This is a genomic window from Bradyrhizobium sp. UNPA324 (assembly GCF_006658635.1).
Classification (GTDB): Bacteria; Pseudomonadota; Alphaproteobacteria; order Rhizobiales; family Xanthobacteraceae; genus Bradyrhizobium; species Bradyrhizobium nanningense.
Map to the genome: position 1 here is coordinate 2,809,499 of NZ_LFJD01000004.1, position 24,132 is coordinate 2,833,630.

The 24,132-nt window shown below is 65.0% G+C and carries 22 protein-coding genes; 8 read left to right on the top strand and 14 right to left on the bottom strand.

Annotated elements, in window-relative coordinates:
- Positions 1-121: 121 nt before the first annotated feature.
- Positions 122-1,396, bottom strand: a complete 1,275-nt coding sequence (locus UNPA324_RS13690; RefSeq protein WP_141934896.1) for an acyl-CoA dehydrogenase family protein — start codon at positions 1,394-1,396, stop codon at positions 122-124.
- A gap of 213 nt (positions 1,397-1,609) precedes the next feature.
- Between UNPA324_RS13690 and UNPA324_RS13695 the strand changes: the two genes are divergently transcribed.
- Positions 1,610-2,389: an enoyl-CoA hydratase-related protein gene (locus UNPA324_RS13695; protein WP_128917187.1), complete on the top strand. Its 780-nt coding sequence runs from the start codon at positions 1,610-1,612 to the stop codon at positions 2,387-2,389.
- Between the two features lie 166 nt (positions 2,390-2,555).
- On the opposite strand, the gene UNPA324_RS13700 is transcribed toward UNPA324_RS13695, so the two are convergent.
- From UNPA324_RS13700 to UNPA324_RS13710, 3 genes are read right to left on the bottom strand one after another with little or no spacing between them, the layout of a single operon-like run.
- The gene (locus tag UNPA324_RS13700) at positions 2,556-2,933 is read right to left on the bottom strand and encodes a DUF6285 domain-containing protein (protein WP_128917028.1); all 378 of its coding nucleotides are present in this window, start codon (positions 2,931-2,933) and stop codon (positions 2,556-2,558) included.
- A 3-nt stretch (positions 2,934-2,936) separates the two neighbouring features.
- On the bottom strand, positions 2,937-3,923 hold the full coding sequence (locus UNPA324_RS13705) for a phosphotransferase family protein (RefSeq protein WP_128917027.1): 987 nt from the start codon (positions 3,921-3,923) through the stop codon (positions 2,937-2,939).
- A complete protein-coding gene (locus UNPA324_RS13710) occupies positions 3,920-4,708 on the bottom strand; it encodes an enoyl-CoA hydratase/isomerase (RefSeq protein ID WP_141934897.1) in 789 nt (262 codons plus the stop codon). Before UNPA324_RS13710 ends, UNPA324_RS13705 begins: the two co-directional genes overlap by 4 nt.
- Before the next feature lie 181 nt (positions 4,709-4,889).
- On the opposite strand from UNPA324_RS13710, the gene UNPA324_RS13715 reads away from it, so the two are divergent.
- From UNPA324_RS13715 to UNPA324_RS13730, 4 genes are all read left to right on the top strand, one after another.
- On the top strand, positions 4,890-5,669 hold the full coding sequence (locus UNPA324_RS13715) for an SDR family NAD(P)-dependent oxidoreductase (RefSeq protein ID WP_128917026.1): 780 nt from the start codon (positions 4,890-4,892) through the stop codon (positions 5,667-5,669).
- Positions 5,670-5,801: 132 nt separating this feature from the next.
- Positions 5,802-6,182 carry a VOC family protein gene (locus UNPA324_RS13720; RefSeq protein ID WP_128917025.1) on the top strand — a complete coding sequence of 127 codons (381 nt, stop codon included), beginning with the start codon at positions 5,802-5,804 and terminating at the stop codon, positions 6,180-6,182.
- Positions 6,183-6,503: 321 nt separating this feature from the next.
- Positions 6,504-7,781 carry an acyl-CoA dehydrogenase family protein gene (locus UNPA324_RS13725; RefSeq protein WP_128917024.1) on the top strand — a complete coding sequence of 426 codons (1,278 nt, stop codon included), beginning with the start codon at positions 6,504-6,506 and terminating at the stop codon, positions 7,779-7,781.
- A 133-nt stretch (positions 7,782-7,914) separates the two neighbouring features.
- A complete protein-coding gene (locus UNPA324_RS13730) occupies positions 7,915-8,532 on the top strand; it encodes a flavin reductase family protein (RefSeq protein ID WP_128917023.1) in 618 nt (205 codons plus the stop codon).
- 101 nt (positions 8,533-8,633) lie between these two features.
- On the opposite strand, the gene yghU is transcribed toward UNPA324_RS13730, so the two are convergent.
- Positions 8,634-9,509: a glutathione-dependent disulfide-bond oxidoreductase gene (gene yghU / locus UNPA324_RS13735; protein WP_128917022.1), complete on the bottom strand. Its 876-nt coding sequence runs from the start codon at positions 9,507-9,509 to the stop codon at positions 8,634-8,636.
- Between the two features lie 336 nt (positions 9,510-9,845).
- Between yghU and UNPA324_RS13740 the strand changes: the two genes are divergently transcribed.
- Complete coding sequence (locus UNPA324_RS13740; protein WP_141934898.1) at positions 9,846-10,979, top strand: nitronate monooxygenase; 1,134 nt, start codon at positions 9,846-9,848, stop codon at positions 10,977-10,979.
- Positions 10,980-11,115: 136 nt separating this feature from the next.
- Positions 11,116-12,624 (top strand): acetyl-CoA acetyltransferase, encoded by a 1,509-nt coding sequence (locus UNPA324_RS13745; protein ID WP_128917020.1) that lies wholly within the window; start codon positions 11,116-11,118, stop codon positions 12,622-12,624.
- A gap of 76 nt (positions 12,625-12,700) precedes the next feature.
- Here UNPA324_RS13745 and UNPA324_RS13750 read toward each other — a convergent pair whose 3' ends face one another.
- From UNPA324_RS13750 to ltnD, 5 genes are all read right to left on the bottom strand, one after another.
- Entirely contained in the window at positions 12,701-14,797 is a 2,097-nt protein-coding gene (locus UNPA324_RS13750) for a methyl-accepting chemotaxis protein (RefSeq protein ID WP_246667168.1), read from the bottom strand.
- A 291-nt stretch (positions 14,798-15,088) separates the two neighbouring features.
- Positions 15,089-16,780: a methyl-accepting chemotaxis protein gene (locus UNPA324_RS13755; protein ID WP_141934899.1), complete on the bottom strand. Its 1,692-nt coding sequence runs from the start codon at positions 16,778-16,780 to the stop codon at positions 15,089-15,091.
- A gap of 170 nt (positions 16,781-16,950) precedes the next feature.
- Positions 16,951-18,228, bottom strand: coding sequence for a 3-oxo-tetronate kinase (gene otnK / locus UNPA324_RS13760; RefSeq protein ID WP_141934900.1), 1,278 nt, complete (start codon positions 18,226-18,228; stop codon positions 16,951-16,953).
- Positions 18,225-19,007, bottom strand: coding sequence for a 2-oxo-tetronate isomerase (otnI, locus tag UNPA324_RS13765; RefSeq protein ID WP_141934901.1), 783 nt, complete (start codon positions 19,005-19,007; stop codon positions 18,225-18,227). The genes otnK and otnI overlap by 4 nt, the downstream gene beginning before the upstream one ends.
- Positions 19,008-19,022: 15 nt before the next feature.
- Positions 19,023-20,087 (bottom strand): L-threonate dehydrogenase, encoded by a 1,065-nt coding sequence (gene ltnD / locus UNPA324_RS13770; protein WP_349630207.1) that lies wholly within the window; start codon positions 20,085-20,087, stop codon positions 19,023-19,025.
- On the opposite strand from ltnD, the gene otnC reads away from it, so the two are divergent.
- Entirely contained in the window at positions 20,047-20,721 is a 675-nt protein-coding gene (otnC, locus tag UNPA324_RS13775) for a 3-oxo-tetronate 4-phosphate decarboxylase (RefSeq protein WP_164937331.1), read from the top strand. The genes ltnD and otnC overlap by 41 nt on opposite strands.
- Positions 20,722-20,872: 151 nt before the next feature.
- Here the strand turns inward: otnC and UNPA324_RS13785 are convergent, their stop codons facing one another.
- Genes UNPA324_RS13785 through UNPA324_RS13800 form a run of 4 tightly spaced genes read right to left on the bottom strand, consistent with a single transcriptional unit; the run spans position 20,873 to position 24,117 of the window.
- The gene (locus tag UNPA324_RS13785) at positions 20,873-21,577 is read right to left on the bottom strand and encodes an ABC transporter ATP-binding protein (RefSeq protein ID WP_128917014.1); all 705 of its coding nucleotides are present in this window, start codon (positions 21,575-21,577) and stop codon (positions 20,873-20,875) included.
- The gene (locus UNPA324_RS13790) at positions 21,561-22,292 is read right to left on the bottom strand and encodes an ABC transporter ATP-binding protein (protein WP_128917013.1); all 732 of its coding nucleotides are present in this window, start codon (positions 22,290-22,292) and stop codon (positions 21,561-21,563) included. Before UNPA324_RS13790 ends, UNPA324_RS13785 begins: the two co-directional genes overlap by 17 nt.
- Positions 22,289-23,284 (bottom strand): branched-chain amino acid ABC transporter permease, encoded by a 996-nt coding sequence (locus tag UNPA324_RS13795; protein WP_128917012.1) that lies wholly within the window; start codon positions 23,282-23,284, stop codon positions 22,289-22,291. Before UNPA324_RS13795 ends, UNPA324_RS13790 begins: the two co-directional genes overlap by 4 nt.
- Complete coding sequence (locus UNPA324_RS13800) at positions 23,284-24,117, bottom strand: branched-chain amino acid ABC transporter permease (RefSeq protein ID WP_245471619.1); 834 nt, start codon at positions 24,115-24,117, stop codon at positions 23,284-23,286. The genes UNPA324_RS13795 and UNPA324_RS13800 overlap by 1 nt, the downstream gene beginning before the upstream one ends.
- Positions 24,118-24,132: the final 15 nt, after the last annotated feature.

Sequence of the window (24,132 nt, forward strand, 5' to 3'; positions counted from 1 at the left end):
TAACCACAGGGAGCGGTTATGCGAAGATTCGGAGTGACCGGCTCGCCCCGAACTCCTCCCTGGGGTTATGGGTCCCCGCGTTCGCGGGGACGACTCAGGGAGAGATAACGCGCAACAACAGTTAATGCTTCCCCGGCCCCATATAGCCGAACAGGAACCCCGCCACCTTCCGCATCTGGATCTCCTCGCTGCCCTCCGTAATGCGATAGCGGCGATGGTGGCGGTAGATGTGCTCGAACGGCTTGTGGCGTGAATAGCCCAGGCCGCCATGAACCTGCATGGCGCGGTCGGCGGATTCGCAGCAGAGGCGGTTTGCCCAGTAATTGCACATCGAGACGCGGTCCGAGAGCGTGCGCTCGATCTGCTCTTCGGTGAGCTGGTCCATCTCCCAGGCGGTCTTGCGGATCAGAAGGCGCAGCATCTCGGCCTGCGTCGCGAGCTCGACCAGCGGGAACTGGATCGCCTGGTTCTCGGCGAGCGCCTTGCCGAACGGCTTTCGCTCGCGCGCGTATTTGACGCTCTCGTTGATGCAATAGACCGCGGCGCCGAGCGAGCTGGCCGCCTGGCGGATGCGGTTCTGATGCACGAAGCACTGCGCGAGCGACAGGCCACGTCCGACTTCGCCGAACAATGCATCCTCCGGCACGAACACGTCGGTGAAGCTGACGCGCGGATGATCGGTCGGCATGTTGAAGGTCCACATGTATTCCTCGACCTTGACACCATGGCTCTTGGCCGGCACCAGGAAGCAGGTGATGCCGCGGGCGTCGCCGTCATTGCCGCTGGTGCGCGCGAACAGCGCGCAATGCGTGGCGACGTGCATGCCGGTGGTCCACATCTTCTCGCCGTTGATGATCCAGCCCTTGACGTTGTCGCGCGCGGCCGGCACCGCGCGCGTCTCCATGTGGGTCGCATCCGAGCCGTGATGCGGCTCGGTCAAGCCGAAGGTGATGCGGTACTTGCCCTTGATCGAGCCGTCGATCATCGCCTTCTGGTCGTCGCGGCCATAACGATCGAGCATGGTGACGACGGGGAAATTGCCGACGATCGAATGCTCATTCTGGAGATCGTTGTGCAGGCCGAGGCCCTTCGCAGCAAAATGTTCGCGGATCACAGCCATCCAGAGATTGGAGCCGTCCTTGCCGCCATATTGCTTCGGTACCGGAAAGCGCAGATGTCCGGCGGCGTCCGCAAGATCCTTGGCCTTGCGCAGCAGCGCTTCCCACTCGTGCCGCGGCAGGCCGCCATTTTCGAAATCGGTGCGCGCCCATTCGCGGCGGTGGTCGAAGAAGCGGTTGTTGTCGCCGGCCTCTTCCAGCGGCTTGATCTGGCGTGCGATGAAACGATCGAGCTCTCCGAGATAGGCGACGAGATCGGCAGGCAATGAGAAATCCATAGGTTCTCTCCCGGATTGATTTTATCGTTTTGCGTTAAGGCGCTAGGCGCACTTTTGCTTCGCACGATTAAGGTGAGAAGAGCGCGGCCAAGTCAAGCAAGGCGAGGCGTGACGAAGGCGCAAGGCGCACCGGCGCAATTCGATGGTGCGCCAGTGCCGACGCGCGCTAGTATGACGCTGATATTCCTTCAGAAGAAAATGCGGGAGCGCGCGATGGAGCTGAAATTTTCCAAGGTGGAACGCAAGGGGCCGATCACGATCGTGACGCTGTCACGGCCCGAGGTCTACAACGCGCTGCACACCGATGCGCATTTCGAACTGCAGAAGGTGTTTGACAATTTTTCCGGAGATCCCGAGCAATGGATCGCGATCGTCACAGGCAGCGGCGACAAGGCGTTCTGCGCTGGCAACGATCTGAAGTGGCAGGCGGCCGGAGGCAAGCGCGGCTGGGACAAGGGCGGCTTTGCCGGCCTCACCGCGCGCTTCGACTGCGACAAGCCGATCATCGCCGCGGTGAACGGCGTCGCCATGGGCGGCGGCTTCGAGATCGCACTGGCCTGCGATCTCATCATCGCCTCGGAGAATGCGACCTTCGCCCTGCCCGAGCCTCGCGTGGGCCTTGCCGCGCTCGCCGGCGGCCTGCACCGCCTGCCGCGACAGATCGGCCTCAAGCGCGCCATGGGCATGATCCTCACCGCGCGCCATGTCAGCGCCAAGGAAGGCTTTGAGCTCGGCTTCGTCAACGAGGTGGTGCCGCAAGGCGAGGCGCTCGCCGCGGCGCTGCGCTGGGCGGAGATGATCAGCAAGAACTCGCCGATGTCGATCAGGGCGTCCAAGCAGGCGATCCAGCGAGGGCTCGGCGTGTCGCTGGAACAGGCGATCGCGGAGCAGCGCGATTATCCGGCCGTGCAGGCGATGGCGGCCTCGCAGGATTACATCGAGGGCCCGAAGGCGTTCTCGGAGAAGCGGCCGCCGAAATGGGTGGGGAAGTGAGTCTGTCGCGTCTCGACGACGAGCGCTCTCCACATTATCGGTGTCGTGCCCCGGCTCGACCGGGGCATCCAATGCGCCGCAGCTTCTCTGCATCTCACAGTCGTCTCTGGAATACTGGATCGCCCGCTTTCGCGGGCGATGACAGTGAAGACGAGGCACAACCTCCCTACCCGCCCCGCCCCAGCTCGCGCCTGTATGACGCGTAGTTCGGCTGATCGACGGCGAGCTTGTCCATCGTGGTCGCCCACAAATGCTCGGCGAGGCCTGGGGTTGCGAGATCGACCTCGCCTTTGGCGATGCGCTCGGCGAGTGCGCGGTTCAGCTCCTTGACCGATCCGTCCTCGCCGAGCAGCGCACGCAACCGCTCGACTTCCGCAGCATCGCTCCCCTCCTCCCGCGTCAGCTGCCGCGTCACGAGGTCGAGGATGTTGATGGCAACGCGCAGCTTGAAGGCCTGGTGGCCGGAGATCAGCGGCGTGATGTCGTTGCGGAGGAAATCGGCGACCGATTTGGTCAGCTCGATCGGGGTCGGCTCGTCCTGCATGTATCAGCTCCCGCGCGGCGCCAGCAGCCGCAACAGATCGATCTCGGTTTCGCTGGCGCGGCGGCCGATCATGGCGCGCTCCATGGAATGGTCGGGTCCCTCGCGGAACCGCTGCATCATGCCGCCGCACATGATGCCCCAGCGCAGCGTCCCCATCACTTCCCAGAATTCGACGCGCGCGGGGTCGACCTTGCGGCCGGCAGCTTCATAGCCCGCGAACAATTCCTCGCGTGTGCCAAAACCGCCGACGGGCTTGTCGATCTCGCCGAAACGCCATGAATTCACACAGACCCAGCCGAGATCCTCCATGGGATCGCCGAGATGGGCGAGCTCCCAGTCCAGCACGGCCCGCACACCGTCGGCACCGATGATGAGATTGCCGTTGCGGAAATCGCCGTGCACCAGGGTCGTCTCGGCCGACGGGCCGGGATCGTGATCACGCAGCCAGCGTAGCGCCAGCTCGAACACGGGCTTGGGCCAGTTCAGGCTGCGATAGTCGCGTTCGAACTCGGAGATCTCCTGGCTCGCGCCGCGGCTGCGCAACTCGGGCAGCTTGTCCTTTGGCAGTCGATGCAGGCCAGCGAGAATGCCGCCGATCTGGCGCGCGAGATGCGGCCGCGCCGCCGCATATTCGTCATCGCGAAGAATCTTGCGCGCGATGGTCTCACCCTCGACCCTTTGCATGATGAAGCCGGTGCCGAGGTCGTCCTCCGGCACGAGCACGTGCATCACGCGCGGCGATGGCAGGCCGGCCTCGAAGGCGAGTTGCATCAGCTGCGCCTCGGCGGCAAGGCCGGCCGCGCGCGTCGGCGCCGCGCCATAGCCCTTCGGCGAGCGCCGCAGGATCGCGCCGATAGGCCCATCGGGATGGGTAATGTCGAAACGCCAGGTTTCCTGACTGGCGCCGCCCGACAATTTGGCCGCGCCGGTGACGCCGGTCGCGCCCTTGCACCAGCGCTGGACGCTGCGTGAAAGCTCGGCCTCGATCATTTGCCTTTGAACTGCGCGGGGCGCTTTTCCAGGAACGCGCCGACGCCCTCGCGGAAATCCTGGGTGTCGCCGGCGCGGAGCTGGCACTGGAATTCGTGGTTGAGCTGATCCTCGAAGGAATTCTCGGGGCTGTCCCAATAGAGCTTGCGGATCAGGGACAGCGCGACCGTCGGGCCGCTGGCGAGGTCGCGCGCGAGCTTCATCGCCTCCTCCATCAGCACGCCGTCGTCATAGACGCGGTTGACGAGGCCCCATTCCAGCGCCTTCTCGGCCGGCAGCCGCTCACCCATCAACGACAATTCGATCGAACGCGCTCGGCCGACGAGGCGCGGCAACAGCCAGGTCGAGCCGCAATCCGGCACGAGGCCGATACGCCTGAAGGCCTGAAGGAAGTAGGAGGAGCGCGCGCACAAAATCATGTCGCCGAGCAGCGCGAAGCTCATGCCGGCGCCGGCCGCCGGGCCGTTGACCGCCGTGACGATCGGGCAGTGCAGATTGCGGATACGGCGCAGGAAAGGATGAAAGCCGGTCTCCAGCGTCAACCCGGCCTTGGTCTTCTTCGACTGGTTGTTGCGCCCTTGCAGATTCGCGCCCGTGCAGAAGGCCCGGCCCGCGCCGGTCAGCACCACGCAGCGCACCTCGTCCTTCTTCTCCTCGATCGTATCGAGCGCCTCAGCGAGGCCGCCCAGCATGTCCACGGAGACCGCGTTCATCACCTCCTGATGGTCGAGCCTGAGAATTGCGACTGAGCCATCGAAATCGAGCGTGACGTGTTTGAACTGCATGGTGTCCTCGTCAGTTGCGGCCTTAAGTCAGTTTCGCAGACCGGAATTTCGTTTTACCGGGGCGCATATTTGATTTTTGGCGCGGGCTTGTCCATGGTGATCAGAGCATAGCAAGCAATCTTGCGCGCAGCGGCTGATGGGCCGCGTGTGAAGAAGCCTTGCCAAGAACAGGAAACGCCCCATGAACATTTTCGACCTCACCGGCCGCGTCGCCGTGATCACCGGCGGCAATGGCGGCATTGGCCTCGGCATTGCGCAGGCGCTGGCCGGCCAGGGCTGCAACGTCTCGATCTGGGGTCGCAATCCCGACAAGAACAAGGCTGCTGCCGCGAGCATGGCCGGGCTATCAGGCAAGGTCGACACTCGCGTCTGCGACGTCACCGATCCGGCCTCGGTCAATGCCGCGATGAAGGCGACGCTCGACATGTTTGGTCGGGTCGACGGCTGCTTCGCCAACGCCGGTATCGGCGGCGGCGGCCGGCGCTCGTTCATCGAGCGCACCGAGGAAGAATGGCGCACGATGTTCGCGACCAATCTCGACGGCGTGTTCCACGCCTTCCAGGCCGCGGCCAAGCACATGACCGAGCGCGCCAATGCCGGTGATCCCTTCGGCCGGCTGGTTGCGACCTCGAGCCTCGCCTCGATCTTCGGCACCGCGCGCAACGAGCATTATGCCGCGACCAAGGCCGCGATCAACGCGCTGGTGCGCGCGCTCGGCGTCGAGCTGGCGCGGCACGGCGTCACCGCGAACGCGATCCTGCCCGGCTGGATCAAGAGCGACATGACCGCAGGCATCATGGCCAACGACAAATTCGTCGCCAACGTGATGCCGCGGATTCCGCAGCGACGCTTCGGCGAGGCATCCGATTTCGGCGGCATCGCGGTGTACCTGATGAGCAAGGCGTCGTCCTATCACACCGCGGACACGTTCGTGATCGACGGCGGCTATACGGCGTTTTGATCTCTTGCAGGGTGGGCAAAGGCGCCCTTGCGCCGCGCCCACCATAAGCATTTTTCGAATGTCGTGGTGGGCATGCTGCGCTTTGCCCACCCTACGGCTTCTCGTTTTGTCAGCGCAGAAGGGAATGGGCAAATGTTCTCGCACATCATGATCGGCACCAACGATCTCGACAAAGCCAAGACGTTTTATGACAATTTGCTGAGCACGCTCGAGGTCCGGCCGGCCAGGGTCGACGGCCACCGCATCTTCTACATCACCAAGACCGGCGTGTTTTCGGTGTCGAAGCCGATCAACGGCGAACCGGCGACCTGCGCGAATGGCGGCACGATCGGGTTCGCCGCCAATTCCCCGGAGCAGGTCGACAAATGGCACGCGGCGGGTGTCGCGGCCGGCGGGAAGCCGATCGAGGATCCGCCCGGCATTCGCCAGGGCCCCGGCGGCAAGCTCTATCTCGCATATTTGCGCGATCTCGACGGCAACAAGATCTGCGCGATGCATCGGCTGCCGAACTAACGTAGCCTCGGACCCGGTGTCGTCCCCGCAAACGCGGGGACCCATAACCACAGAGTGTGGTTGTGGGGCGAGCTGGCAACTTCGAGTCGTCGTCGAACTTCTTCCCGTGGTTATGGGTCCCGGATCTGCGCTCCGCTTCGCTGCGCTTGTCCGGGACGACACTGGGGGGAGTTCTCCCAGCCCCATTCAAACAACATTTCAAACGTCTTCGCGATATTCCATCGCATGGCACGGCTTCGCGCGAAAAAATGCGCGCTCGCACTTTGCCCGCACTGGCACTATTCTGCCGCCAGAACGATCTCAGCGTCCCCGGGAGGAACAATGACAAAACACAGCTACATTCCCCGCACCACCAATTACACCCTCAATCCCGGCGACGAGCTCAACGATCTCAGAATGTCGGAGCAGGTCCGGCCGCTATACGATCATGTCAAGAAATTCATCCGCGACACCGTCGAGCCGATGTCGATCGAGTTCGCCAAGGCCGGCGAGGCCAAGGAAGATCGCTGGAGCTTCACGCCGAAGCAGCTCGAAGTCCTGGAGAAGGCCAAGAACAAGGCCAAGCAGGAAGGCCTCTGGAACTTCTTCCTGCCCGACGACGAGACCGGCCAGGGCCTGAAGAATCTCGACTACGCCTATATCGCGGCCGAGCTCGGCAAGAGCCCGCTGGCCTCCGAGACCATGAACTGCTCGGCGCCCGACACCGGCAACATGGAGGTGCTGGAGCGCGTCGGCACCAAGGAGCAGAAGGAGAAGTGGCTGAAGCCGCTACTCAACGGCGAGATCCGCTCGGCCTATGTCATGACCGAGCCGAACGTCGCCTCCTCCGACGCCAAGAACATTTCGACCACCGCAAAGCTGGTCGGCGACGAATGGGTCATCAACGGCGAGAAATATTACATCTCGGGTCTCGGCGATCCCCGCTGCAAGATCCTGATCGTGATGGTGAAGACCAATCCGGATGCCGCGCCGAGCAAGCAGCAGTCGCAGATCCTGGTGCCGCGCGACACGCCCGGCGTCGAGGTGCTCGGGCCCATGTATGTGTTCGGTCAGGACCACGCTCCGCGCGGCCACATGCATATGCGCTTCAACAATGTGCGGGTGCCGAAGGAGAACATGCTGCTCGGCGAAGGCCGCGGCTTCGAGATCTCGCAGCTCCGTCTCGGCCCGGGCCGCATCCATCACTGCATGCGTACCATCGGCAAGGCCGAGAAGGCGCTCGATTTGATGGTGCAGCGGGGCCTTACCCGTGAGGCCTTCGGCAAGAAGATCGCCCATCTCGGCGGCAACATGCAGATCATCGCGCAGGCGCGCTGCGAGATCGAGGCGATGCGGCTGATGGTGCTGAAGGCCGCCAAGGCGATGGACGTGCTCGGCAACAAGGAGGCCCGCGTCTGGGTCTCCATGGTCAAGGCCATGGTGCCGGAGCGCGCCTGCAAGATCATCGACCAGGCGATCCAAATGCACGGCGCCACCGGCATCTCGCACTGGACCCCGCTCGCCGAGATGTACCAGGACGTCCGCCATCTGCGCTTTGCCGACGGTCCGGACGAGGTGCACTGGATGGTGGTGGGACGGCACGAGCTGAGCATGGCGTGATCGACGAGATGCCGTAGGGTGGGCAAAGGCGCGCTCTTCGCGCGCCGTGCCCACCATAACGGCCAACGCGAGAGGTGGTGGGCACGCTTCGCTTTGCCCACCCTACGAAGCTCTCCCCTCCCTCGGAGCTACCATGGACTACGCCGCCAGCGACCTGACGCCACGCGAGCGCTACAAGGTGCTGACCTCCTTCATCCTGCCGCGACCGATCGCCTGGGTGACCTCGCTCGGGCCGACGGGCGTGGTCAACGCGGCGCCATTCAGCTTCTTCAACGCCTTCTGCGAGGATCCGCCGCTCTGCATGTTCGCGGCCAATCGCAAGCCAAACGGACAGGACAAGGACACCTTCCTCAACATCCAGCGCACCGGCGAATTCGTGGTCAACCTTGCCGACGAGCCGCTGGCGCGGGCGATGCACGCGAGCAGCGGCGACTTTCCGCCCGAGATCGGCGAGCCTGATTATCTCGGGCTGAAGCTTGCGCCCTCGACTGAGATCGCGGTGCCGCGGCTCGCCGACACGCCCTGGGCGATGGAATGCAAGCTCTGGAAGCTGATCGACGTCAACGACGATCGCCGGCTGATCATGGGCGAAGGCATCCACTTCCACATTCGCGACGAGCTCTGGGACGACGAGACGATGCGGGTGCATATGGACCGCTACCACCCGATCGGCCGCATGTTCGCCGACCGCTACTGCCGCACCGATGACCGCGTGGTGTTTCCGGCGGCCGAGGGGGCGACGAAATCCTAGGGCGGATTAGCGAAGCGTAATCCGCCGAATGTATGGACAAATGGTGGATTACGCCAGCGGACTGCGCATCGCGCAGCCCACTAGCCAGTCCACCCTACGCGCTACGTCACGACCTCGATCTTGTCCTGCGTCTTGGTCTCGAAATCGCTGGCGTCGTGGCGCTCGTGGAGCTGGCTGGCGGGATCGCCGGAGACGCGGTTGACCATGCGGCCGCGCTTCACGGCGGGGCGCTGCGCGATCTGGTCGGTCCAGCGCTGCACGTTCTTGTAGTCCTGCACCGACAGGAATTCGCCGGCGCCATAGACCAGCCCCTTGGCGAGCGCGCCGTACCAGGGCCACACCGCCATGTCAGCGATCGTATAATCCTTGCCGGCGAGATATTCGTTGTCGGCAAGGCGCCGGTCGAGCACGTCGAGCTGGCGCTTGGTCTCCATTGCAAAGCGATCGATGGCGTACTCGATCTTGAACGGGGCGTAGGCGTAAAAATGGCCGAAGCCGCCGCCGAGATAGGGCGCGCTGCCCATCTGCCAGAACAGCCATGACATCGCCTCGGTGCGGGTCTTGACGTCCTTCGGCAGGAAGGCACCGAACTTCTCGGCGAGATAGAACAGGATCGAGCCGGATTCGAACACTCGGATCGGCTCCGGGCCCGAGCGGTCCATCAGCGCTGGGATTTTCGAGTTTGGGTTGATGTCGACAAAGCCGCTGCCGAACTGGTCGCCGTTGCCGATCCTGATCAGCCAGGCATCGTATTCGGCGCCCTTGTGGCCGAGCGCCAGCAACTCCTCCAGCATCACCGTGACCTTCACCCCGTTGGGGGTCGCCAGCGAATAGAGCTGGAGCGGGTGCTTGCCGACGGGCAGCTCCTTGTCGTGGGTGGGGCCGGCGATCGGGCGGTTGATGCTGGCGAACTGCCCGCCATTCTCCTTGTTCCAGGTCCAGACTTTGGGCGGCACGTAGGCGGGGGTGTCGGTCATGCGGGGGGCTCCGGCGGAAAGATGCGTCTGCATTAATTAGCCCGGGAACGGCCGATGACAAGGGCGCCGCAACGCATTTTTGGGCGGGGCAACCTCACGTTTTGTCGTGGCAGGCTCCCCTGCGGTCAGTCCGGGGGCATCGGGCCGCCAGGAATGCTCAGAGAAATGGATTCCGGCTCTCGCTGACGCGAGCCCCGGAATGACGGCGGCGCCGTAGGCAGTAGGAAGAGCGCGACGCCTACACACAAGATGCCTTGCCGAATCCGGCATGTCATCGATCGTCTCGCGTCGCCAGTTAAAGCAACGAGAACGCGAAGGCCGCCGGGAGAGAGCACCATGAAATCGCCGATCTGCGACATGCTGGGAATCGAGTTCCCGCTGCTGGCCTTCAGCCATTGCCGGGATGTCGTCGCCGCCGTCAGCCGCGCCGGCGGCTTCGGCGTGCTGGGTGCGACCGTGCACACGCCAGATACGCTCGAACGCGAGCTGAAATGGATCGACGATCACGTCGACGGCAAGCCCTACGGCATCGACGTGCTGATCCCCGAGAACATCTCGACGGCGGGCGAGAAGGACGTCACCTGGAAGAGCCTCGAAGCGCGGGTGCCGCAGCAGCACCGCACCTACACGCGCGACCTCCTGAAGAAATACGACATCGAGCTGACGACTACGGAGGTTCCAGCCAATCAGCCGCAGCCGTTCGACGGAAAAACCGCGCTGCAGCTGCTCGAGGTCTCCTTCAATCATCCGATTCGCCTGATCGCCAACGCGCTCGGCGTGCCGCCCAAGGCGATGATCGAGATGGGCAAGAAGTACGGCGTGCCGGTCGCGGCGCTCGTCGGCGCCAAGGAGCACGCGCTGCGCCAGGTCGCGGCCGGCGTCGACATCCTCGTGGTGCAAGGCACCGAAGCCGGCGGCCATTGCGGCGAGGTCTCGACCATGGTGCTGGTGCCCGAGGTGATCAAGGCGATCAAAAAGGTCCGCGACGTGCCGGTGCTGGCGGCCGGCGGCATCATGACGGGCCGGCAGATGGCGGCCTGCATGGCGATGGGCGCGGCCGGGGCCTGGACCGGCTCGGTGTGGCTCGCCACCGTCGAGTCCGAGACCAGCGAGATCTTCCGCGAGAAGATGATCGCGGCCTCTTCGCGCGACGCGGTGCGCTCCAAGGGCCGCACCGGCAAGCCGGCGCGGCAGCTCCGCTCGGTCTGGACCGATGCCTGGGACCGCGCGCCGGACAGCCCGGGCGCACTGCCGATGCCGCTGCAAAGCATCATCAGCCGCGATGCCTTCAACTCGATCGACCGCGCCGCCGCTGGCGGCAACGCCAAGGCGCGCGATCTCGTCAGCTACTTCGTCGGTCAGGGCGTAGGCCTGATCGACAGCGTAAAGTCCGCCGGCGCCGTGGTGCAGGAGTTCAAGGAAGAGTTCGCCGAAGCCGTCGAGCACATGAACGCGCTGGTGGCGGAGTGATAGACCCTCATGGTGAGGAGGCGCGCAAGCGCCGTCTCGAACCATGAGAGCCCGCGGCCCATCCTTCGAGACGCCTGCTTCGCAGGCTCCTCAGGATGAGGTCGGAAATATCTGAGAGAGTGAAGAAGCAAGAACAATGACGACCGTTTCCCCTGACCGCATCCCCGTCATCGTCGGCGTCGGCGAGATCGTCGACCGCCCGAAGGAGATTGCCGAAGGCCTCGAACCACTGGATCTGCTCGAACAGGCGCTGCGACGCGCCGAGCAAGATGCCGGCGCAAAGCTGCTCGGCGAGGTGCAGTCGCTCGATGTCGTCAACTTCCTGAGCTGGCGCTATCGCGATCCGGAGCAGCTTCTGGCGCAACGCCTCGGCATCACGCCCGCACATTGCTATTACGGTCCGGTCGGCGGCGAGAGCCCGATCCGCTACATCCACGAAGCCGCCAAGCGCATCGCGCGCGGTGAGTGCACCGTGGCAGCAATCTGCGGCGCCGAGGCGCAGTCAACCGCGACCAAGGCGGAGCGCGCCGGCGCAAAACTGCCATGGACGCCGTTCGCCCATGACGTCGAGGAGCCCAAGCGCGGCGCGGCGTTCCAGAAGCCGCTGGCGGTGAAGCTCGGCGTGTTCCGCCCCGTCACGGTCTATCCGTTCTACGAGGCGGCTTCCTCCGCGCATTGGGGCCAGACGCCGCGCGAAGCGATGGCGGAATCCGGCACGCTATGGTCGCGCTATTCGGAAGCCGCCGCGCAAAATCCCAATGCCTGGCTGAAGCGGCGCTATGCGCGGGAGGAGATCACGACGCCGACGGCGGACAATCGCCTGATCGCGTGGCCCTACAACAAGCTCATGGTCGCCAATCCCAGCGTCAACATGGGCGGCGCCCTGCTGCTGACCAGCCTTGCCAAGGCCCGTGCGGCCGGGATTCCCGAAGAGAAGCTGGTCTATCCGCTCGGCGGCGCCTCGGCGGAAGAGCCGCGCGACTATCTGTTGCGCGACCAGTTCTATGAGAGCCATCCGCAGAACGCCGTGCTCAGGAACGTGATGGAGCTCGCCGGCGGCGACGGCCAAGAGTTCGACGCGATCGAGCTCTACAGCTGCTTCCCCTGCGTGCCCAAGATGGCGCGGCGGACGCTAGGTCTGGGTGACGACGTGCAGCCGACAGTGACCGGCGGCCTCACCTTCTTCGGCGCACCGCTCAACACCTACATGACGCACGCGGCCTGCGCGATGGTGCGGCGCGTGCGCGACGGCGCCAGGATCGGCCTGCTCTATGGCCAGGGCGGCTTCGTCACCAAGCATCACGCGCTGGTGGTCTCGAAGACGCCGCCGCTCGCGGCGCTGACGCAGGAAACCAGCGTGCAAGGCGAGGCCGACCGCAACAAGGGCGCGGTGCCGGAGTTCGTCACCGAGGCCTCAGGCAAAGGCAAGGTCGAGAGCTTTACGGTGCTCTACGGCCGCGGCGGCGAGGTCGAGCACGGCGTCGTGATGCTGCGCACCGCGGATGACTGCCGCACGCTGGCGCGGATTCCGGCGAGCGATAGCGCGACGCTGGCGCATCTGCTCGAGATGGAGCGGACGCCAGTGGGATCGCTCGGCGAGATCGCGATGGCCGCGGACGCGGTGCCGGAGTGGCGGGTGGCGTAGCTCTCGTGTCCCGGACGCGGTGCGGCATGCAATGCCGCCCTGCGTCCCGGGGGCACGAGATCTCAGCCCCCGCGCCTCAGGCGGCGCGGACCGAGTCCAGGAACTTGCCGACCTCGAGCTTGAGGCGATTGGAGTCGCGCGACAGCATCTGCGCGGCCGACAGCACCTGAGACGAGGCCGAACCGGTCTCGGTGGCGCCGTGCTCGACATTGCCGATATTGGCCGACACCTGCTGCGTTCCCTGGGCCGCCTTCTGAACGTTACGCGCGATCTCCTGAGTGGCTGCCCCCTGCTCTTCGACGGCCGCCGCGATGGCCGAGGCGATCTCCGACAGGCGCCCGATCGAGCCGCCGATTTCCCGGATCGCACCGACGGAGTCCTGGGTGGCCGCCTGAATGCCGGTGATCTGCTGGGAGATCTCTCCGGTGGCCTTCGCCGTCTGTTCGGCGAGTGCCTTCACCTCGGAAGCGACCACGGCAAAGCCACGGCCGGCGTCGCCCGCGCGCGCGGCCTCGATCGTGGCGTTGAGAGCCAGGAGATTGGTCTGTCCGGCGATCTGGTCGATCAGCTCGATGACGTCGCCAATTCTGGCGGCCGCTCTCGACAATTCGCCGATCCTCTCGTTGGTTCGTCCCGCTTGGCCGACGGCCTCGCTCGCCATCTGGGCCTGGTCCTGCACGCGCCGGCTGATCTCGTTGACGGAGGACGATAGCTGCTCCGTCGCCGACGCGACCGATTGGACGTTGGACGACGCTTCGTCCGACGCCGCCGCGACCACGACCGCCAATTGCTGTGCGCGCTCGGCAGTCGTATTCAACGTCCCGGCCGAGGCTTCGAGCTCGGTCGACGCAGAGGATACCGTCTCGACGATCTCGCCGATGGCCGTCTCAAATGCGCCGGCGAGCCTGTGCATGTCGGCCTTTCGCTGCTCGGCCGCAATCTGATCCTGCCTGATCTTCGCCTCGGCCTCCATGCGCGCCTTCTCTTCGGCCTTGACCTTGAAGACCTCGACCGCGTGCGCCATGTCGCCGATTTCGTCCTTACGGCCGAGGCCGGGCAGGACGACGGAGAAATTGCCGGCGGCAAGTTCGCCCATCGCGCTCGTCAGGGCAGACAGCGGGCGCAAGATCCGCGAGAATGCGATCCAGAAGCTGAGCAGTGCGAGAACGACGCTCGCAAAGAGAATGCCGCCGCTGACGACCAGATTTGACGTACTTCTTGCGGCCAGCCCCGCTGCCTCCCGATCCGCATCCGCTGCGATGGCCTGACCGAGCTGCAGGATCGCGTTGATGGCGCTCGTCGCACGCGCCACATAGTCGTTGCCTGAGATCTTGTATTCGCCCGTCTTGCCGTCGCCGATGACATCTGCACGCAGCGAACCGTAAGTGCGGAAGTATTTCTCCTCCACGTCCTTGATCGCCTGGCCAAGACCCGCCGAAATATCGGCGCGGTGGGCCACAGGTGAGATGGTCTCCCAGGCGAGCTCGACATGACCGCGGAATCCGGACACCACACCGATGCCGTCCGCGGTGAGTTTCGCATGGGCGCTGATCAAGCCCGCAAGGAAGGCTCGCTCGCGACCGGCATTCTCAGCCATCTCCGCGGTGAGATTGCGAAGCCCTACAAGCCGCGTCATTGCCGCCGATGGCGTATCCGTCAACGTCTCCAAAGTCAGTCGCAGCCGGTTGGCGGCGATCTCGATGAGTTCGGTCAGGGCCGGAACGACTGCATTGACGATTGCAGGATCGCGCTCAGCCTTCGGCTTGACCAGATCCGCGTCCACCTTGCGGCGGAGGCTCTCGAACCCCTGAAGCGCGCGCTCAGCCTCCGCAATGTTGGTATCGATGGATTTCAGGGCGGGCTGGCTGCGCAGGCGCTGCGCGGCATCGCGGAACGCCCGCCCCGAAGCTGCACGGAGTCCGTCAATTTCGGCGCGGCGGTCTGCAGCGACGGGCTCGGGCGCGTTCAGCGCCGCGTTGGTCATGCCCCGCTCCAGAGCCCATTGTCCGGCGCTCAGCAGCAGTTGCTGCGATATCCCGTTGAGCTCGACGAAGGCGTGCGCCTCCTCTCGGTCGTGATAGGCCCCAAAGGCCGTGTAACCGGTGGCGGCCACCCCCATCAGGGCGAGGGCCGAGACAATCAGAGGCAGGATCGTTCCAATTCGCAAGTGCACGGCTCGCTTCCTCTCGTGAGCACTGTCCCAGAAAAAGAGCAGTTCCACGGAAGCAATACCCGCCTCCGGCAACGCGAGGTTGTCTCACATCAAAGATCATCGCGAACCTCGCCTCTGCACGCGGCTCATCGACTTTATGATTATCGAATCGTTGCCGCCATGTGCGGAGCAAGCCGCAGGGATCGCTTCGATCAGGCGAAGCCGCGTCCGGCCTTGCCGGGCGCTTGCCTAAAAGCAAAGAGCGGCGCCGGTGGCGCCGCTCTCGCGTAGTCGAATACCTGTTGGAGAAAGTCAGGCCGCGCGGACGTCGGTCAGGAACTTGCTGACTTCGTTCTTCAACCGGCCCGAGTCGTTCGACAGCATCTGCGCCGCCGACAGCACTTGCGAGGAGGCCGTGCCGGTCTCGGTCGCGCCGCGCTGCACGTCGGTGATGTTGGAGGAGACCTGCTGGGTGCCCTGCGCCGCCTGCTGCACGTTGCGGGCGATCTCCTGCGTCGCCGCGCCCTGCTCCTCCACCGCGGCCGCGATCGCCGAGGAGATCTCCGAGAGACGCTCGATGGTCGAGGAGATCTCCTTGATGGCGCCGACCGAATCGTTGGTCGCCGCCTGGATGCCGGAGATCTGCTGGCCGATCTCGCCGGTCGCCTTCGCGGTCTGTTCGGCGAGCGCCTTCACTTCGGAGGCCACCACCGCGAAGCCCCGGCCGGCCTCACCGGCACGTGCGGCTTCGATGGTCGCGTTCAGCGCCAGCAGATTGGTCTGGCCGGCGATGGTGTTGATCAGCTCGACGACGTCGCCGATGCGGGCGGCGGCCTTGGACAGCTCGCTGACGCGCTCGGTGGTGGCGCGTGCCTGGCCGACGGCATCGCCCGCCATCCGCGCCGATTCCTGCACCTGACGGCTGATCTCGCCGACCGACGAGGCCATCTCCTCGGTCGCCGAGGCCACCGACTGCACGTTGGTCGAGGCTTCTTCCGAAGCTCCAGCCACGGTGGTCGCCAGTCTCTGGGAGCGGTCGGCAGTCGACGTCAGCGTCGAGGCGGAGGCCTCCAGCTGGGTCGAAGCCGACGACACGGTCTGGACGATCTCGCCGATCATGGTTTCGAATTCGCGGGTGATGTTGTCGACGCGGCGGCCGCGCTCGATCTTGGCTTCAGCATCGGCCGCCGCAGCCTCGTCCGCGGCCTTCTTGGCGATCAGCGCCTCCTTGAAGATCTGGAGCACATCGGCCATGGCGCCGATCTCCGTCTTCTCGCCGCGATGCGGAACTTCGGCCGTCAGATCCCCCCGGCCCAGCGCCTGCATCGGCTCGGTGATGGAATTGATGCCGCTGGAGACGTCGCGGACGAGATAGAAGCTGAGACCAATGCCGATCAGGACGGCGGCGCCGAGAATGACCGAAACCAGCATGAAGGCGTAGGCGTAGCTGTCGCCGGCATCCTGAGCGGCCTGTTCGCCGCCCTTGGTGTTGAGCTCGATGTCCTTGTTCAGGACCTCATCCGCCTGAAGGCCGATCTTGTTGACGGTCTTGGAGTTCAGCTCCTGCGCCTCGCGCGGGATCTTGCCAGCCTCCTTGCGCGACAAGGCCATCACGTCCTCGGTGCCCTTCTTGTAATCGTCCCAGAGCCTGGACCACTGGCTGTAGAGCGCGCGCTCTTCCGGCGAGCTGATCATGGCCTCATACTTGCTGCGCGTCTTGGCGAGCGCTTCGGTCACCATGACAGCGGTCTTCTCCGTCGCGAGCTTGTCTTCCAGAGCTTCCGCCAGCATGTGCTGGCGCACCACGTTCCGATACGTGATGACTGCGGCGCGCAGATCGCCGATCACCTTGACGCTGGGCATCCAGTTCGTCGTGATGTCGACGGTGTTGGCATTCATCGACCGCATCTTCGAGACGGCGAGCAGGCCCATGCCGGTCATCGCGACCAGCAGGAACGCCACGACACTGATGATCTTGGCGCGGATGGAAAGCTTGGCAAACATAATCGGGTCTCGTTGTGCTGGCGCGGGCGCGCGTCGGAAGCTCTAAGAATCAACCAAAGCGGAACAGCGCCGACATCAGACAGCAGACCGTCTGCGAAAGATGTTAACTACGACTCCGCGCGAGCACGGAAGTCGAAAGAAATGAACAGGGGCCTAAGAACGCCCTGCGTTCAGCGCATGAGCCTAAGCGCATCCGCGAAAAACTCCGGGCCGCCAAAATTTCCGGACTTCAACGCGAGCAGCATCTCGCCTGCTTCGGCGCCAACGGCGCGCAACACGGGGACGCCCGCGGCGATCTCGGCGCCGACGAGGAAGCCCGGGATTTCGAGGCGGTCGACGACCGCGCCGGATGTCTCGCCGCCGGCGACGATGAGCCGCCGAACCCCTGCTTTCACGAGGTTTTCCGCGATATCGGCCATGGCCTGCTCGATGGCGTGGCCCGCGGCGTCGCGTCCGTGACGGGCTTGCAATGCGGCGACTTCTTCGGGCTTCGCGCTCGAGGCAATCAGCACCGGGCCGTCGGCAAGTCGCGGCCTCGCCCAGTCGAGCGCGCGCTCGGCTTCCTTCGCTCCCGTAATAATACGGTCCTGGTCGAGATGGAGCACCGGCATGATGCGCTCGGCATTCGCGATCTGCTGAAGCGTGGCCTGTGAACAGCTTCCGGCAAGACACGCTGCAGGTCCGCCGACGGCAGCTCCGGTCTCGCTGCTCGCGGCACCGGGCCTGACCTTGCCCGTCGATACCAGCGCGCGCGCGAGCCCAAGGCCAATGCCGGAGGCCCCGACCGACAGGCGATGTTCGCCGGCCACGAGGCCGATGGTCTCGAGGTCGCGGTCGAACACGGCGTCGATGATGGCAGCGCCGATGCCCTTGCCTGCAAGCTCGGCCAGCCGCGCCCGCACGGCATCTACGCCGCGCGTGACGGTGGCGAGGTCGACGAGACCGATCTGCGTCCTGCTCTGACGCGCGAGCACGCGCACCAGGTTCGAATCATGCATCGGGTTGAGCGGATGATCCTTCAGCGGGCTCTCGTTGAGCGGTACGGCGCCGACGAAGAGGTTGCCCTGGTACACGGTGCGGCCGGTCTCCGGGAACGCCGGCGTCACCAGAACGGCGCCTTCGCCGCTATCGGCACGCAACGCGTCCATCACCGGGCCAATATTGCCAGCATCCGTGGAATCGAAGGTCGAGCAGATCTTGAACAGCACATGGCCAGCACCGCGGCTGCGCAGCCATTTGTCCGCCGCGCGCGAGTGCGAGGCGGCAAGGCCGGCCTCGATCGAGCGGCTCTTCAGCGACACCACGACGGCATCGACCTCGGGCAGCGCGAGATCGTCAGAGGGCACACCGATGGTCTGCACGGTGCGCAGGCCCGCGCGTGTCAGTGTGTTGGCGAGATCGGAAGCGCCGGTGTAATCGTCGGCGATGCAGCCCAACGCAAGTGTCACGGCTTCACTCCAGCGTAGGGCTTGAACCAGGCAAGGCCGTCGGTGGTCTTGCCGCGCGGATTGTATTCGCAGCCGACGAAGCCGGTATAGCCGAGGCGGTCGAGCTCTTCGAACAAGAACGGATAGTTGAGCTCCTCACCGTCGGGCTCGTTGCGCGAGGGAATGCTGGCGATCTGGACGTGGCCGATGATCGGCATCATCTCGCGCAGCCGCATGGTGACGTCGCCATGGATGATCTGGCAGTGATAGAGGTCAAACTGCAGTTTGAGGTTCGCCAGCCTCAGCTCCTGGATCAGGTCGCGGGCGAAGCCGAAATCGTTGAGGAAATAGCCGGGCACGTTGCGCGCATTGATCGGCTCGATCACGACGTCGATGCCGTGGGGCGCGAAGAACTCCGCGGCCCATGCCACCGACTTGTAGAAAGCCTCGATCGCGACGCGTTCGCCGCGGTTGGCGATGCCGGCCATCAGGTGCAGGCGTTTGACACCGGTCGCCTTGGCGTAAGGCAGCGCCGTCTCCAGGCTCGCCTTGAGATCATTGAACCGCGCCGGCAGCGCCGCAAAGCCCTTCTCGCCGGCGTTCCAGTCGCCCGGCGGCAGGTTGAACAGTGCCTGGGTCAGGCCGTTGCGCTTGAGCCGCTCGCCAACCACCTCAGCTGGATGCTCGTAGGGAAAGAGAAACTCGACCGCGGTGAAACCGGCTTGCGCGGCGGCATCGAAACGATCGAGGAACGGCACCTCGGTGAACATCATCGAGAGATTGGCGGCAAAACGCGGCATTGGAATCCCCTTAACTTACTTGTCGCCGGGCAGCTTCACGCCGGTGACCTGCGCGTACATGCGCGCCACCGACGCGTCGTCGTCGCGGCCCATGCCGGCGGCTGATGTCATCAGAAACATCTGGAGTGCGGCGGCGGAGACCGGCACGGGGAACCGGGCACTGCGCGCCATGTCCTGAATGATGCCGAGGTCCTTGACGAAAATCTCGACCGCGCTCCGCGGCGTGTAATCGCCGTCAAGCACGTGCGGCATGCGGTTCTCGAACATCCAGGAATTGCCGGCGGAGGCCGTGATCACCTCATAGACCTTGCGGATGTCGAGGCCCTGCTTGGCCGCGAACGCCATCGCTTCGCTGGCGGCGGCGATGTGCACGCCGGCGAGCAATTGGTTGATCATCTTGAAGGCGGCGCCCTGACCGGCGGCATCACCGAGCTCGTAGAGCTTCGCAGCCATGGCATCGAGCGCCGGCCGCGCTTTCGCAAACGCGGCAGGACTGCCGGAGGCCAGGATCGTCAGCTCGCCTTGCGCGGCGCGCTGCGCCCCACCGGAGATCGGAGCGTCCAGATAATGCCGGCCCGTCGCCTCCAGCTGCTTGGCAAGCCGGCGCGCCACGTCCGGGTCCATCGTGGCGGAGGAGATGAAGACGCTGCCTTCGGGCATGGTCTCGGCGGCACCATCCTTGCAGAACAGAACAGCCTCGGTCTGCCCAGCATTGACGACGACGCTGACGACGATGTCGGCATTTCCGGCCGCCTCGGCCGGCGTTTTGGCGCCCGCGCCGCCATCCTTCGCGAAACGCGCCACCGCGTCAGCCGAAACGTCGCAGCCGGTGACGATGTGGCCGGCGCGCTTCAGCGAGGTCGCCATGCCGTAGCCCATCGAGCCGAGCCCGATGACGGCGATGCGCTGATTTTGAGACGTGGAGGCGGACATATGCAACTGACCCTTGCGAACGTTTCCTGGACGGCCGGCCTTTGCGGCGGCTCGGCGAACCGATATCACGGCTTGGCCGCGCTGCCAAAGCATGAGACAAGCGGACATGACGGCCATGAGCAATGAGATCCGGCTGCGCGAGGACATCTGCCGCTTCGGACGGTCCCTGTTCGAGCGCGGGCTGACGCCGGGCTCCTCCGGCAATATCAGCGTCAGGCTGGACGGCGGCGGCTGGCTGGTGACGCCGACCAACGCCTCGCTCGGCTTCCTCGATCCGGCAAAGCTGTCGCGGCTCGACGATCAGGGCCGGCTGGTCTCTGGCGATGCCCCGACCAAGGAAGTTCCGCTGCACAATGCGCTCTACGACACGCGCGGCAGTGCGCGCGCGATCGTGCATCTGCACTCCACGCATTCGGTCGCGCTGTCGATGCTGCCGGAGATCGACCCGCGCGCCGCACTGCCGCCGATGACGGCCTATTACCTGATGAAATGCGGCGCCACCGCGCTCGTGCCCTATTACCGCCCCGGCGATCCCGCCGTGGCGGATGCGATCAAGGGCCTCGCGGGAAGATATTCATCCGTACTGCTCGCCAATCACGGCCCGGTGGTCGCCGGCGACACGCTGGAGGCCGCGGTGTTCGCAACGGAGGAGCTGGAAGAGACGGCGAAGCTGTACCTGCTGCTCCGCGGGATGAACCCGCGATATCTGTCGCCGGAGCAGGTGAAAGATCTGGTGAAGGTGTTCGGGGTGACGCTGCCGGAGCATGGGCACGAGCACTAGCTCCCCACCGCTGTCATTCCTCGCGAAGGCGGGGAATCCAGTACGCCGCGGCCTATCCGTATCCCTCTGGCGTCTCTGGAATACTGGATCGCCCGATCAAGTCGGGCGATGACACTGAGTGCGCGGGGCGAGCTTGCGCCACACTTCGCAACTACAGCCCCAGATACGCCTTCCTCACGTCGGGATTGCCCTTGATCTCCGCGGCCGGGCCCTGCATCAGCACGCGGCCGGTTTGCAGGATGTAGGCGCGGTCGGCGATCTCGAGGCATTCGGCCATGCGCTGTTCGACGATCAGGACGGTCATGCCGGCGTCGCGGATGCGTTTTACCGCCTGGAAGATCTCGTCGACGAGTTTTGGCATGATGCCCTGCGAGGGCTCGTCCAGCATCAGAAGCCGCGGGCGCGTCATCAGCGCGCGGCCGATCGCGAGCATCTGCTGCTCGCCGCCGCTGAGCGTTTCGGCACGCTGCTCGAGGCGCTCGGACAGACGCGGAAACAGCTGAAAGACGAGGTCGAGCGGCGCCTCGCGGTTCGCCTCGCCCCGGTAGAGATAGCTGCCGAGGCGAAGATTGTCGCGCACCGACAGGCGGGGGAACAGGCGGCGGTTCTCCGGGACATAGGCGATGCCGGTGGCCGTAATATGGTGCTGCGCCATGCCGTCGAGGCGCTTGCCGTCGAAGGTCACGCTGCCCGAGCGCGGACGCTCGGCACCGGCGATCGACTTCAGCAGCGTCGACTTGCCCGCGCCGTTGGCGCCGGCGACGCAGACGATCTCGCCCTTCTGGACCTCGATCGAGACCGCGGAGATCGCGACCAGACCCTGATAGGCAGTGGTGACTTCACGCACCGACAGCATGACGATCTCCCAGATATGCCTTGATCACCTTGGGATCTCGGACGACATCGTTCGGCTTGCCCTCGACCAGCACCTTGCCGAGGTCGAGCACGATGGCGCGGTCGACCAGCGGCATCACGATCTCCATGACGTGCTCGACCATCAAGACGGTGACGCCGGCATCGCGGACCTTGCGCACCAGCGCAACGCCGGTCTGCGCCTCGGTCGGCGTCAGGCCGGTGAGGACTTCGTCGAGCAGCAGCAGCTTCGGCTCGGTCGCGAGCGCGCGTGCGACTTCGAGGCGACGCTTCTCGGCCGGCACGAGGTCGCTCGCCAGCACGTCGGCGCGCGCGGCAAGGCCGGTGAACTCCAGCACCTCGTGCGCCTTGCGGCGGGCTTCGCGCATCACGGTGTTACGCACGAGCGCACCGACGATGACGTTGTCGATGACAGTCATGGTCTCGAAGCTCTTCACCACCTGGAAGGTGCGCCCGATGCCACGCTGGCAGCGCTCGGCCGCCGGCATGTGGGTGACGTCGTCGCCGTCGAATAGAATCGAACCTTGCGTCGGCGGCAGCACGCCGGCGATGAGATTGAACAGCGTCGACTTGCCGGCACCGTTGGGGCCGATCAAGCCGACGATCTCGCCGCGGCCGACCGAGATCGAAACGTCGCTGTTGGCGACGAGGCCGCCGAACCGCTGCCAGACGCCGCGGGTTTCGAGGAGCGCGGTCATCGTGTGGCTCCCTTGATCTGGTTCTTGGCTTTTGTCCGCGAGAACAGGCTCACCAGACCTTGCGGCAAGGCGAGCGAGATCGCCACGATCAGCGCGCCGTAGACGATCAGATCGACGCCGCGGCCGGAGCCTCCGATATAGGAGCGCGTCAGCTCCGTCATCGGGATCAGGATGGCCGCACCGAGCACAGGCCCCCAGAGGGTGCCGATGCCGCCGAGCACCGCCGGCAGCGCCATCAGCAGCGAGAATTGGAAGCCCATCACGCTCTCAGGGTCGATATAGGCGAGGAACTGCGCATAGAAGGCGCCGCCGATGGCGACGAGGAAGGCGGAGACGGCTGCCGCGCCCATCTTGGAGTTGAACACGACGACGCCGAGGCTTTCGGCCGCCTCCGGATTGTCCTTCACCGCACGCCACCAGAAGCCCCATTTGGAGTCCTCCAGCCACCAGGTGACGAACCAGGCGAGGCAGCAGAGCGCCAGCGCGAAATAGAAGTACGGCAGCTTGGTGCGCATGAACTGGAATTTCAGCCAGCTGTCGCCGCGGATCGGAACGGTGATGCCCATCGCAGCTCCCGCCCATTCCCAGTTCTGGAACAGCAGCAGGCCGATTTCTGCGATGACAATGGTCGCGATGACGAAGTAGTGGCCGCGCAGGCGGAAGAAGGGATAGCCGAGCCCCATTGCGATCAGGGCCGCAATCACGCCGCCGCCGAGCATGCCGAACCAGGGCAGCACGCCGAACTTCGTGAAGAGAAGCTCGGTGGTGTAGGCGCCGATGCCGAAGTAGAGCGCGTGGCCCAGCGAAATCTGCCCACAATAGCCGGAGAGGATGTTCCAGCTCTGCGACAGCGCCGCATACATCAGGGTCAGGATCAGGATGTTCTGGACGTAGACGTCCTTGACGAACAGCGGCGCGAGCGCGGCGAGGGCCGCCAGCACCGCGGCGATGATGAGGTCGCGGCGGCGCCGCGCGGCGAAAGTCTTGTCCATCACATCGACCCGAACAGGCCGCGCGGCCGGATAAAGACGACAAGCAGATAGACGGCGTAGATGCCGACCGACTTCAGCGACGGCGGCAGCACCAAGGCGGTGACCGCTTCGACGAGACCGACGATGATGCCGCCGGCAAACGCGCCGAACACGCTGCCGAAACCGCCGAGCGCCACCGTGACATAGGCGATCAGCGCGAAGGACGCGCCGACGTCGGGGTAGATGTAGAAGAACACCGCCATGATCGCGCCGGCAAGACCGACCAGTGCTGCGCCGAGGCCCCAGCCGAGCGCGAACACGCGGTTCTTGTCGATGCCGACCAGGGCGACCGCGCCGGGATCCTCGCGTGTCGCTTCCAGCGCACGGCCGAAATCGGTGCGGTGGATGAAGAAGTAGAGGCCGGCGAACGCGGCGATCGAGACCAGCGCACCGATCAGCTGCGGCTCCGGCAGAAAGATGCCGCCGATCGATATTGTTTTTCCGCCAAGCCAGGATTGCGGGATACTGCGATAGTCCGGCGTGAAGAAGAATTGCGCCAGGCCCCGCATCACGATGGCAAGACCGAAGGTGGAGAAGATCTGCACCATGCCGGCATTGGCCTTGGCCCGCATGGCGAACCGTACGACCAAGAGGTAGATGACGGCCCCGAACACGAAGAGTGCCGCGGCAACCAGTGGCGCCGACAGCAAGGGGTCGATGGCGAAGAACGTGAACAGGAAGAAGCTCACATACATCGCGATCATCAGGAACTCGCCATGGGCGAAGTTCACGACGTCCATCAGGCCGAAGATCAGCGCGAGGCCGACTGCGATCAGCCCGTAGAGCAGCCCCATCAGAAGGCCGCTTGC